General features: G+C 73.9%; 8 protein-coding genes. 5 read left to right on the forward strand and 3 right to left on the reverse strand.

The annotated features are described in order from the left end of the window. Positions 1–586 precede the first annotated feature (586 nt). Positions 587–2,851 (reverse strand): DNA helicase PcrA, encoded by a 2,265-nt coding sequence (gene pcrA, locus DEF28_RS22910; protein ID WP_114400499.1) that lies wholly within the window; start codon positions 2,849–2,851, stop codon positions 587–589. 232 nt (positions 2,852–3,083) lie between these two features. Here pcrA and DEF28_RS22915 point away from each other — a divergent pair, with 232 nt between their 5' ends. Further along, positions 3,084–4,016, forward strand: a complete 933-nt coding sequence (locus DEF28_RS22915) for a nucleoside hydrolase (protein WP_114400501.1) — start codon at positions 3,084–3,086, stop codon at positions 4,014–4,016. A gap of 66 nt (positions 4,017–4,082) precedes the next feature. On the opposite strand, the gene DEF28_RS22920 is transcribed toward DEF28_RS22915, so the two are convergent. Next, positions 4,083–4,751, reverse strand: a complete 669-nt coding sequence (locus DEF28_RS22920; protein WP_114400500.1) for a response regulator — start codon at positions 4,749–4,751, stop codon at positions 4,083–4,085. 58 nt (positions 4,752–4,809) lie between these two features. Then, the gene (locus tag DEF28_RS22925; protein ID WP_233515493.1) at positions 4,810–6,033 is read right to left on the reverse strand and encodes an ATP-binding protein; all 1,224 of its coding nucleotides are present in this window, start codon (positions 6,031–6,033) and stop codon (positions 4,810–4,812) included. A 167-nt stretch (positions 6,034–6,200) separates the two neighbouring features. Here DEF28_RS22925 and DEF28_RS22930 point away from each other — a divergent pair, with 167 nt between their 5' ends. The 4 genes from DEF28_RS22930 (at position 6,201) to DEF28_RS22945 (ending at position 10,026) form a co-directional block, all read left to right on the forward strand. Further along, positions 6,201–7,634: a PspC domain-containing protein gene (locus tag DEF28_RS22930; protein WP_114446224.1), complete on the forward strand. Its 1,434-nt coding sequence runs from the start codon at positions 6,201–6,203 to the stop codon at positions 7,632–7,634. Continuing rightward, the gene (locus tag DEF28_RS22935) at positions 7,621–7,818 is read left to right on the forward strand and encodes a hypothetical protein (protein ID WP_114400830.1); all 198 of its coding nucleotides are present in this window, start codon (positions 7,621–7,623) and stop codon (positions 7,816–7,818) included. The genes DEF28_RS22930 and DEF28_RS22935 overlap by 14 nt, the downstream gene beginning before the upstream one ends. A 1,225-nt stretch (positions 7,819–9,043) precedes the next feature. Further along, entirely contained in the window at positions 9,044–9,625 is a 582-nt protein-coding gene (locus DEF28_RS22940) for a cysteine dioxygenase (protein WP_114400831.1), read from the forward strand. Next, positions 9,622–10,026, forward strand: a complete 405-nt coding sequence (locus tag DEF28_RS22945) for a rhodanese-like domain-containing protein (RefSeq protein ID WP_114400832.1) — start codon at positions 9,622–9,624, stop codon at positions 10,024–10,026. Before DEF28_RS22940 ends, DEF28_RS22945 begins: the two co-directional genes overlap by 4 nt. Positions 10,027–11,089: the final 1,063 nt, after the last annotated feature.

Raw genomic sequence — 11,089 nt, forward strand, 5'->3', positions numbered from 1 at the left:
GCGCTGTTGAGTTCTCAAGAAGCAACCGCTAACCCGTATACAAGCCGACCAGATCCAACCGGTCCCGCTCTTCTATCGAGGCGGCGTCTCCGCTTTGTTTTTCAGGCTTTCCTGTCCGCCACTCTAGCAGAGCTTCCGGACTTGGGCCAACCCTTCTACCTTACTCCCGATCCTTCCTCTGTCAAGATCAGAGGCGCTCTCTGGAGTGATTCCACTCTACCGCGTGTCCGTCAGTGCTCTGACCGACTCACCGTGTGGAGTGGGGGTGAACCGGCCGGCCGCGACACTCGGTCGCGTTCGGTTCCCGGTTCTCTCAGCCTACCCCCTCCGCGCAGTGCGTCGGACGGTTCGACCGAAGATCGTCTCCGGTTTCCATGACCTGGCCTTTCGGCTGTTGGTCCGGGCTTCCCGGCGACGTCGAAGACTCTAGCGGAGGTTCGCGGTATTGACGAACCGAAGCCGTCCGCAGCCCGTGCCGTGTCGGCGTTCTGGACGCGCGGCGCGACGTCCCGGACCGCGCTCACCGGGGCCGCGGCCGCGCGTCGCACTCTCCGTGCGCGGCCGCGGACCACGGGAACGGGGACGCCTACAGCTTCTCGATCGGCGCGAACTTCACCAGGAAGTCCTTCTCGCCGATGTCGGCTCCGAAGTCGATGCGGGCCTTGGTCTTGTCCCCCGCACCGTCGACCAGCAGCACGGTGCCCATTCCGAACGAGTCGTGGGTGACCTTGTCGCCCGGGCTCAGGGTGGGGACGTCGCGGGACGGCCGGCGGGACGGCGCGGACGGCATCCGCATGCGGGTGGGGGCCGCCGCGATGGACGACTCCGCGCGGCGCCACTCCACGAGTTCCTTCGGTACCTCGTCGAGGAACCGGGACGGCGGGTTGTACGCCGGCGTCCCCCAGGCGCTGCGCACGGCCGACCGCGTGACGAACAGCCGCTCCTGGGCGCGGGTGATGCCCACGTAGGCGAGCCGCCGCTCCTCCTCCAGGGCCGTGCGGTCGCCGAGGGTCCGGGCGTGCGGGAAGACACCGTCCTCCAGGCCGGTCAGGAAGACCACCGGGAACTCCAGGCCCTTCGCCGAGTGCAGGGTCATCAGCGTGACGACGCCGCCGTGCTCGTCGGTGTCGGGAATCTGGTCGGCGTCGGCCACCAGCGAGATCTGCTCCAGGAAGTCGACGAGCGTCGCCTCCCCCGCCGGCTCCTCGTCCGCCTCCTCGTCCGGCTCCTCGCCGAGCGGACCGGTGAAGGTGTTCTCGAACTCCCGGGCGACCTGGACGAACTCCTCCAGGTTCTCCAGGCGGCTCTCGTCCTGCAGGTCCTTGGAGTTGGCCAGCTCGGACAGGTAGCCGGTGCGCTGCAGCACCGCCTCGACGATCTCCGCCGGACTGCTGTCCGGGACCAGCGCGGTCAGCTCGTCCAGCAGCGCGACGAACTCGCGGACGGCCTTCAGCGACCGGGTGGCGATGCCCGGAGCCTCCTCGGCGCGGCGCAGCGCGCGGGCGAACGAGACGCGCTCACGGGCCGCGAACAGCTCGATCATGGCCTCTGCCCGGTCGCCGATGCCGCGCTTGGGGACGTTCAGGATGCGGCGCAGGCTCACCGTGTCCTCGGGGTTCGCCAGCACCCGCAGGTAGGCGAGGATGTCGCGGATCTCCTTGCGCTCGTAGAACCGCACACCGCCGACGATCTTGTACGGCAGGCCGGTGCGGACGAACACGTCCTCGAAGACCCGGGACTGCGCGTTCGTGCGGTAGAAGACCGCGACCTCCCCCGGAGCGCACACCCCCTCGTCGGTCAGCCTGTCGATCTCGCCCACGACGAACGCCGCCTCGTCGTGCTCGTTGTCGGCGACGTAGCCCACGATCGCCGGGCCGTCGCCCTGCTCCGACCAGAGGTTCTTGGGCCGGCGCTCGGCGTTGCGGGCGATCACCGCGTTCGCCGCGGTGAGGATGTTCTGGCTGGAGCGGTAGTTCTGCTCCAGCAGGACCGTCCGGGCGTCCGGGTAGTCGCGCTCGAACTCCAGGATGTTGCGGATCGTGGCGCCGCGGAACGCGTAGATCGACTGGTCCGCGTCGCCGACCACGCACAGCTCGGCCGGCGGGACCACCGCGTCGGGGCCGCCCTCGCCTACCAGCGCGCGGACGAGTTCGTACTGGGCGTGGTTGGTGTCCTGGTACTCGTCGACGAGGATGTGGCGGAAGCGCCGCCGGTAGTGCTCGGCCACGTCCGGGAAGATCTGCAGCAGGTTGACCGTGACCATGATGAGGTCGTCGAAGTCCATGGCGCCGGCCTCGTGCAGCCGCCGCTGGTACAGCGTGTAGGCCTCGGCGAGCTTCTTCTCCTGCTCGCTCTGCGCCTGGCCGGCGAAGGTGTCGTAGTCGACGAGCTCGTTCTTGAGGTTGGACACCTGCGCGGAGAACGACTTGGGCGGGTAGCGCTTGGGGTCGAGGTCGAGCTCCCGGCAGACCAGCTGCATGAGGCGCTGGGAGTCGGCGGAGTCGTAGATGGTGAAGCTGCTCGGATAGCCCAGCCGGCCGGCCTCGCGGCGCAGGATGCGCACGCACGCGGAGTGGAACGTCATCACCCACATGGCGTTGGCGACACGGGAGCCGATGATGTTCTCGATCCGCTCCTTCATCTCGGCCGCGGCCTTGTTGGTGAAGGTGATCGCCAGCACCTCGCCCGCGCGCACCCCCCGCTCCGCCAGCAGGTGGGCGATGCGGTGCGTGAGCACGCGGGTCTTGCCGGACCCCGCGCCGGCGACGATCAGCAGCGGACTGCCGGAGTGCGTCACCGCGCTCCGCTGGGGTTCGTTCAGGCCGTCGAGTAGCAGCTGTTGGGAGGACACCTCATCAAGACTACGGCGGTCGGCGCCCCGGCGTCCGCTCTGCCCGTTCACCACCACGGGAGACCGCCCCACCCGTTCACCACCACGGGAGACCGCCCCACCCGTTCACCACCACGGGAGGCTTCACCAGCCCACCACGTACCGCACGACCGACCCCCGGGCGGTGCCCCCTAAGCTCGTTCTGGCCCACGGGCCGGAACGGCACGAACTGGACATGGAATCGGGGTGGACCGTGCAGGTCTTCGTTGACTGCGACCCGGGCATCGACGACGCGTTGGCGCTCGCCTACCTGGCCGCGCAGCCGGAAGTGCGGCTGGTGGGGGTGGGGACGGTGTACGGCAACAACGCGGTCGACGTCACCACGGACAACGCGCTGCGGCTGCTGGAGCTGTACGGCGCCCGCGATGTCCCGGTGGCCGCCGGGGCCGGCCGGCCGCTGGTGCAGCCGCCGAGCCTCGCCGAGAGCGTGCACGGACGCAACGGCCTGGGCGACGTCGTCACCCCGGGCCCGCAGGGCACGGCCGTCGCCGAGTCGGCGGCCGAACTGCTGGTGCGGCTGGTGCGCTCCGCGCCGGGTGAGATCGACGTGCTCGCGCTGGGGCCGCTGACCAATCTGGCGCTGGCGCTCGGCCTGGAGCCGGAGCTGCCGCGGCTGGTGCGCCGACTGGTCGTCATGGGCGGCGCGGTGCAGGTGCCGGGCAACGTCACGCCGTGGGCGGAGGCCAACGTCAGCAACGACCCGGAGGCCGCCGAGGTGGTGCTCGGCGCCGGGTTCGACCTCACCCTGGTGGCACTCGACGTCACCATGCGGACGCTGGCCGACGCCGCATGGTTGGACGAGCTCGCGGCGGTGCCCGGCGAGCGCGCGGCCATGTCGGCGAGATTCCTCGACTTCTACACCGGGTGGTACAGCCGGGCCCTCGGCGAGCGCGCCTGCGCGATGCACGACCCGCTCGCGGCGGCGATCCTGGTCGACCCCGCGCTCGTGACGGAGTCCGCCGAGGTCCCGGTACGGGTGGAGCTCCGGGGCGAGTACACCCGCGGCCTCACCGTGGCGGACCTGCGGCGGTGGTCGCCGGACTCCGACTCCCGGCCGGCGGTCACCCTCGCCACCGAGGTGAACTCCGCCGAGTTCCTCAAGCGGATGCTGAACGCCCTCCGGTAACGCGGCCCGGTGACGGCGGTGCCCCGGTCCCGGCGCCGCCCGTGCGCCGCCGGGTCGCCCCCCGGCTCAGACGAGCTTGCGGGCGGTGGCCCAGCGGCTCAGCTCGTGGCGGTTGGAGAGCTGGAGCTTGCGCAGCACCGAGGAGACGTGCGTCTCGACCGTCTTCACCGAGATGAACAGCTCCTTCGCGACCTCCTTGTAGGCGTAGCCGCGCGCGATCAGCCGCAGGACCTCGCGCTCGCGCTGGGTCAGCCGGTCGAGTTCGGGGTCCATCGGGGGCGCGTCGGTGGCCGCGAAGGCGTCGAGCACGAAGCCGGCCAGCCGCGGAGAGAAGACGGCGTCGCCGTCGGCCACCCGCACGATGGCGCTGGCGAGCTCCTTCCCCGAGATGGTCTTCGTGACGTAGCCCCGGGCTCCGCCGCGCACCACGCCGATGACGTCCTCGGCCGCGTCCGAGACCGACAGGGCCAGGAACCGGATCTCGGGGTGCCGGGCGAGGACCCGCCGCAGCACCTCCACTCCGCCGCCGCCGGGCAGGTGCACGTCGAGCAGCACCAGGTCGGGGCGCTGCTCGCTGATGACGCTGACCGCGCTGTCGACGTCCCCGGCCTCGCCCACGACGTCGACCGCGTCGCCGAGTTCGCCGCGCACGCCGCTGCGGAACAGCCGGTGGTCGTCCACGATGACGACACGGGGGACGGCGCCGCCGCTGGCAAAACTGTTCTCTTCTCCCACGCCTGGGACTCTACCCACCAGCGGGGGCCGGCGGGTGGCCGGTGCCGGGCGCGGCCGGTCAGCCGGCCGGGTCGGGGGTGCGCGGCATGCGCAGCTGCACCTCCGTCCCCTCACCGGGCGCGGTGCGGATACGGGCGCTGCCGCCGTGCCGCTCCATGCGCCCGATGATGGAGCCGCGCACGCCCATGCGGTCCGGTGGCACCTCGCCGAGGTCGAAGCCGGCTCCGCGGTCGCGGATGAAGAAGAGCACCTCATCGGGCTCCACCTCCCCGAACACCGAGACCTGGTCCACACCCGCGTACTTGGAGGCGTTGACCATGGCCTCGCGCGCGGCGCGCAGGGCGGCGCGGATCCCGTCGTCGATCGGGCAGTCGCCCACGCACACCACCTCGATCGGCACACCGTGCGCCTCCTCGACCTCCGCGGCGACCCGTTCGAGGGCCGGGGTGACGGTGGTCTCGGCGTCGGCCGGCCGCTGGTAGAGCCAGCTGCGCAGGGCCCGTTCCTGGACGCGGGCGAGCCGCTGCACCTCGCGGGGGTCCTCGGCGCGGCGCTGGATCAGGGTGAGGGTGTGCAGGACCGAGTCGTGGATGTGCGCGGCGAGTTCGGCGCGCTCCTGGTTGCGGATGCGCTCCCTGCGCTCGCGGTCGCGTTCGCGGACCAGCCCGATGATCCACGGCGCCGCGATGACCGCGATGCCGGCGAGGATGGTGAAGGCGAAGGAGAGGCCCGCGCGGGCGTCCTGGAGCTGCTGCTGGAACGCGAGGAAGCCGGTGGCTCCGATGACGACCAGCAGGACGCCCGCGCCGGTGCGGAGCAGGCTCTTGCGCTCGCGGACGACGCTGGTGCTGACCCACTGGCTGCGCTCGGCCGGGTTGGCCTGCTGCCACAGGATGGCGGCGCCGAGGGTAGCGAACACGAGGAACCAGAGCAGCGGATCGAACACGCCGCCGAACAGCAGGAACAGCGCGCCGAAGCCGGTGGCGAGCGCCATGTAGGCGATCAGCTGGCTGATGTCGCGCCCCCTGCGCCGGACGCGGGCGCCGGCGTCCGGCGCGGGCCGGTCGTCGGTCTCCGGCTCGACCGGGACGAAGAAGACCAGGGTCAGATACACCGCGATCCCGATGCCGCCGATGCCCAGGGCCAGCAGCGCCAGGCGGGTGACCACCGGGTCGATCCCCAGGTGGCGGGCCAGCCCGGAGCACACGCCGGCGAGCAGCCGGTCGTGGCGACCGCGGTACAGCCGTGGCGGCCCGTCGGTGCGGCTCGCCGTCTCGGTCAACGCCTCTCCTCGCATTCGTCGGCTTCTGTCCAGGATGCCCGCTGCCGCGACCGCCGGCATCAGGGGCCGGCCCCGGACGGCCCCCGCTCGCCGCCGCCCCGGTTCAGGGTGGGCTCAGGGTCGTCCCGGATGGGAAGAGGGACCGGCGGAGGGTGACGATGGATGGCATGCAGCAGGACGACAGCCGGGGCGGCGGCGCGCGGCAGGGCGCGGCGCCGGCCTCCGCCGCGGGCGCGCCGACGGGCGGCGCGGAGCGGGAACTGCGCAGGGACGACGCGGCCGGTGTGCTCACGGGGGTGTGCGCCGGCCTCGGCGCCTACACGCGGACCGATCCGGTCGTGTGGCGCGTCGGGTTCGTGATGACGGCCCTGGCGGGCGGCACCGGCCTGTGGCTGTACCTCGCGGCGTGGGTGATGATGCGGGACTCCCGCGGCGGGCCGGCGATGATCGAGCAGCTGCTGAACCGCCGGCTGGTGGCGGAGGCGGTGCTGGCGGTGCTCGGCGTCGGACTCGCCGCGGCGACGGCGCTCAGCCTGGTGGGCGGGTTCAGCTGGGGCACCCTGGTACTGGCGACCCCGCTGATCCTGGGCCTGCTGACCACGCACAACCGCGGGGTGGACCTGCGGGCGACGATGCGCGACCTGCCCGGGTGGCTGCGGTCCAGGGAGCCGGCGCCCTCCGCGCCGGCGCCGCCGCCCGCGCCGTCCTACTACAACCCGGCGCAGCCGTGGGCGGCCGCGCCGAGCGGGCCGATCGACCTCGCGGTCGTGGGGGGCGAGCAGAAGGCGTCGGGGGAAGGCGAGACCGAGGAGGACGAGCGGGGGGACGGCGGAACGGGCGGGGGCTGCGGCCGCGGCACCCCGGGGGCGGGTGACCGCACGCACGTCCGGGGCGCTCGGAAGGGCGACGCCCGCAGGCGGCGCGGAGGGGTCCCGCTGCTGTCGGTGGTGCTGTGGACCGTGTTCGCGGGCGTACTGGCGGTGTTCGCGATCGAGGGCGGGACGGCGTGGTCGTCGCTGGTGGACCCGCGCACCGGCCCGGTGTATCTCGGGGGTGCGCTGCTGCTGGTGGGGCTCGCGCTGGTGGCGGCGGCATGGGTCGGCCGGGGTGGCGGGCTCATCGCGACCGGCACGCTGCTGGCTCTGGCGCTGGTGGCGGTCGCGTCGCTCGACGTGGCGGCCCTGCGGGTCGGCGACCCGGTGTGGCGGCCGACCTCGGCGGCACAGGCGGAGCGGCCGTTCCATCTGTCGGCGGGCTCGGCGGTGCTCGACCTCACTGGGCTGCCGCTGGAGCAGGGGCAGCGGGTGTCGGTGCGCGCGGACGTCGGCCTCGGTGTCATGGAGGTCCTGGCGCCGGAGACGGCCCGGGTGACCGTCCGGGGTCGGACTTGCGTCGGCGCGATCCAGGTCGGCGAGGTGCGCCGTTCCGGCGTCCGGCTCACCGTTGACGAGACGCTGGAGCCGGTGCCGTCCGGCCCGGACCGGGCGGACGACAGCGCGCGGTCCGAACCACGGCCCGAGCCGGCCGGCGAGCCGCCCACGCTGGTGCTCACGTTGGTGTCTCACGGCGGCGATATGGAGGTGCGCCATGTCCCGGCGTAGGACCGACTGGGGTTCACTGGTCGCGGGGCTGCTGTTCATCCTGCTCGGCGTCGGTTTCGTGGCCCGGGGCACGACGAACTGGGGCTTCGACGCGATGTGGGTGCTGCCGGTGCTCGCCGTCGGCCTGGGCGTCGCCGGGGTGGCCCGGGCGCTGACCAGGTCGCGCGACCGGCGCCAGTCGTAGCGGCCCGGCCGTGGGCCGCGCTTCGCGCACAGCCGGGAACCGGGCGGGGCCCGCGCACGTGCGCGGGCCGGCCGATGGCGCCCGGACACGCCTTCGGGGCCGGCGGGAACGGCGGCCCACGGCCGTGCCGGACGCCGTCGCGTGCCCTGCGCGAGTCCGGGGCGGCCGGCCTGACATGGCCGTCGTGCGGCGGGGCGCTCGGACGCGGCCGGGCGGCGGCCGGGCGTCCGGCTCCTCGCCTCCGGTTCTCCGCGACGGTCTCCCGCTTCGGCCCAGGGGCCGTGGCGGACCGTCGCCTGACGCGTCGCGCTCCGGCGCACAGTTGCTCCCAGCCGCCGCCTTCGCCCGCCCGGCGCCCCCGGCGAGCAGGAGGACGCCCGCGGCCGGATCCGTGTCGGCCGGGATGCCGGGGCCTCTGCCCAGTACAGCCTCCCGGCGACGCGTGCCGCACCGGCGGACGCGAGCGGGCGGAGCGCTTTCGAGGTTCTGCCGCACCATCAGACGGTCGCGCCCGGCGGCCGCGCCTCTGATCAGCGGTTCGACCGGCGACGTCACGCGGTCCGGCATGGTGCGGAGGTCGGGGCCGGCCATCGGCCCGTCGGCGCCCGCCGCGAGCGGGCGGCGCCGACGACGGTGAACGCGCCGCCGGCTCCGCCCGGTGGGGCAGCGGCGGGGCAGCGCGGCCCGGACCATCCGCTCGGGACCGGCGGCCAGGAACGCCAGCTCTTCGGGGACCGGGTCAGCGGAGGCGGGGGACGGGTCCCCGCTCCGATGCGGCGGTGGGCGCGCCGCACGCGGGTGGGGTTGGAAGAACGGCACGCCGCGGGTCTTCCCAGGCCCGGATCCGGCCGGCCGGGTGGCGTCGCGGCCGGGCCCGGTCTCCCCGTCCGAGGCGCCCGACCAGCACGGGCCGGCTCTGATGCCTAATGGGAGCGGCGGGCCGCTGGACGGGCCCGCCCGCTCTCCGGCGCGGTTGGAGCCGGCCCTGCGTCCCGAGGGCGGACCCGGGCCGGGCGGCCGGGCCGGCTGCGGCCGAAGGACGGGGCGGAGACGCTCCGCAGCCTATTCGATCTTTCTAGTAGGAATTGTGGTTAACTTGTTCGCATGCACGTCACCGCTGTGATCGAGACGGCATGGCATCGGGGAGAGGTCTTCGACGAGAACTGTCGGCACGCCCGTTGGGCACCGCTGCCAGGACTCACCGCCGACCCGAGATCGAGATGACATGACCATCGCGGAATCACCCGCGCGCTCCTACGGACCGACACCGCTCACCCTGGACGAGCTGGTCGAGCTGACCAGGGCCACCGCGGAGGAGGTGCGCGCCGGACTGCACGAGATCCACTTCGACGCCGAGCACCGCTGGTCGGTGCGGCTGCGCAGTGACACCTACGCCGACATCTGGCTGATCACCTGGACTCCGGACCAGTCGACCACCCTGCACGACCACGCCGGTTCCCTCGGCGCGCTCACCGTCGTCGACGGCGTGCTCACCGAACGGGTGTGGCGGGTCGCCGCCGGGGGCGCCGGGCTACACGACCGGGCACTGGTCGCCGGCCGCGGAGTGGCGTTCCCCGTCGGGTACGTGCACGACGTCGTCAACACCGCCGCGGCCCCGGCGGTCAGCGTGCACGCCTACTCACCGCCGCTGACCGCGATGTCGTACTACCGGGTGGACGAGGCGGGCGCACTGCGGCGCACGCACAGCGTGCTGACACACGACCCCGAACCGGACGTGCCGACGCTCTCGGAGGTGCCCACCGGGCCGAGGCCAGCCCACCCGGACCGCGGACTGGAGGACCGATGAGCGCGATCGACGAACTGCTGGAACGGCGGCGGGCCGGCCTGGACCGGCTCACCCCGGCCGAGGCGCACGCCGCGGTCGAGCGCGGTGCCCTGCTCGTGGACACCCGCCCCGAGAGCTACCGCGCCGCGGAGGGGGCCATTCCCGGCGCGGTCGTGGTCGAGCGCAACGTGCTGGAGTGGCGGCTCGACCCGACCAGCCCGGACCGCATCCCCGAGGCGGACTCCGCGGACCGGCACATCATCGTGTTCTGCAACGAGGGGTACGCCTCCAGCCTCGCCGCCGCCGCGCTCCGGGAGCTCGGGCTGTCCCGGGCCACCGACCTCGTCGGCGGCTTCCGGGCGTGGGCGGCGGCCGGGCTACCGGTCGAGCCCGCGGCACGGGAGGGCGCCCACCCGGCCTGACGGCCACCGCGGCGAGGGCCGGCCCCGGACCGGTGGAACCGCACCGCCGGGACCGCACCGCAGCCCGATGCGGTTGACGGCGGGCTGCGGTGCTCACCACACGCGCGCTTCCGCACCGCACAGCCGTACCGGCGGGACGCTGGCTCAGCCCGGGGACCGACCATGCTCGTCAGATGAATGCAGGTGCTACAGGCCCGCCCAGTACGGGGTTTCCCACCCCCAGTACCCGTCCGCCCGCTGCCGCGGCGCGCGCGGCCCCGGAGCCTTCCCCGTCACCGCGGCGGGACGGACCCCGAACCAGCGCCCGCCACCCCGCGCCGCGGTCCCGCTGGTCCGGTCACCAGCCGAGGTACGGGCACCAGGCCGCGACCTGCCGGTCGTCGTGCAGGTAGGGCCCGCCGGGGCCATGCGCGAGGTCCACACCGTGCAGCCGGTCCAGCGCCACCTCTACGGCAGGGTCACCGCTGTCGAGGTCGAACCGGCGCGCCGCCCAACGCCGCTCCGCTTCCGTCGGCCGGCGGGAATCGCCGACGCCCTGGGGGCTGCGCCCCGGTACTGGCGTGTCTCGTCGGGGAGTCCGCCCCCGCGTTCGGCCATGGCCGCAGTGGTCGCAGCGGCCGCGCCCGGCGCGCGGTCCGGCCGGTCGGAGGTGGCCGGGCGGTGGAGGCGGGTCGGGCGTCCGGCGCGGACCGGGCGGGCCCGGACCGCCCCACGTCACCGCCTCGCCGGGAACCGCACCGGGCCCGGCGCCGCTCTTCGCCCGTCCCATGGGTGCCCGCCGAGCCCCGTCGGCACGGCCCCCGGGCAGGAGGTGCGGGATCCGGCGGGGTTCGGCGTGCCCTCTCCTCCCGCACCCGGCGGGACGGCCCTGTGATCCACCAGAGCCGCAGCGGGCAGACCCGGTGCGCTCCGCCGGACCGCTGCACGCCGTCGCCCGCCGCCGGAAACCACGCCGGCCCGCCGAGCGCAGCTCCCCCTCCCTCGTCCGAGACACGTTCCCCGCGGCCGGGACCCGGCGGCGGGGCCAAGATCCGCTCACCGCGCCGATTGTGCTATACCTCGC

Source organism: Marinitenerispora sediminis (assembly GCF_003336425.1).
Taxonomy (GTDB): domain Bacteria; phylum Actinomycetota; class Actinomycetes; order Streptosporangiales; family Streptosporangiaceae; genus Marinitenerispora; species Marinitenerispora sediminis.

Bases quoted from the DNA above. Each gene is read 5' to 3' on its own strand.
- DEF28_RS22940 (WP_114400831.1), top strand. From the start codon at position 9,044: ATGACCATCGCGGAATCACCCGCGCGCTCCTACGGACCGACACCGCTC.
- DEF28_RS22945 (WP_114400832.1), top strand. From the start codon at position 9,622: ATGAGCGCGATCGACGAACTGCTGGAACGGCGGCGGGCCGGCCTGGAC.
- DEF28_RS22935 (WP_114400830.1), top strand. From the start codon at position 7,621: ATGTCCCGGCGTAGGACCGACTGGGGTTCACTGGTCGCGGGGCTGCTG.
- DEF28_RS22930 (WP_114446224.1), top strand. From the start codon at position 6,201: ATGCAGCAGGACGACAGCCGGGGCGGCGGCGCGCGGCAGGGCGCGGCG.